We start from the raw sequence: 379 nt of genomic DNA, 5'->3' as shown, positions 1-379 counted from the left end.
CGATGGACGAGGGCGCGCGGGTGTGCCAGCCACGGGCGTCGCCTGCGGGGATATGGTCATCGCCTTCCCACGGACGGTTGGCACTGGCCTTGCGCCCGGCGTGGGCAATCTGGATGCCGGGCACCGAGCCTGCCGCCTTGATCGCCTGGACCATAGGCACGAAGGCTTGTGCATGGGCGTCGCTCCAAATGCCGGCGCAACCAGGTGTGATACGACCTTCAGGTGCAACGGCGGTTGCCTCGACCACCACCAGGCCAGCGCCACCACGGGCCAGACCGGCAAGGTGGACGTGATGCCAGTCGTTGACCAGGCCATCTTCAGCCATGTATTGGCACATCGGCGGAATGGCGATGCGATTGCGCAACGTAACGTCTTTGAG

At 65.2% G+C, this 379-nt stretch carries 1 protein-coding gene; it reads right to left on the bottom strand.

Annotated features, from left to right (window positions below; all coding sequences use genetic code 11):
• The coding region (locus MTCD1_RS18625; protein WP_498067567.1) for an oxidoreductase at positions 1–379 on the bottom strand (379 nt) is incomplete at both ends.

Source organism: Colwellia marinimaniae (assembly GCF_002207865.1).
Taxonomy (GTDB): Bacteria; Pseudomonadota; Gammaproteobacteria; order Enterobacterales; family Alteromonadaceae; genus Colwellia; species Colwellia marinimaniae.
Note: the sequence above shows the minus strand (reverse complement) of the source record. Positions and strands in the feature narration are given on the sequence as shown.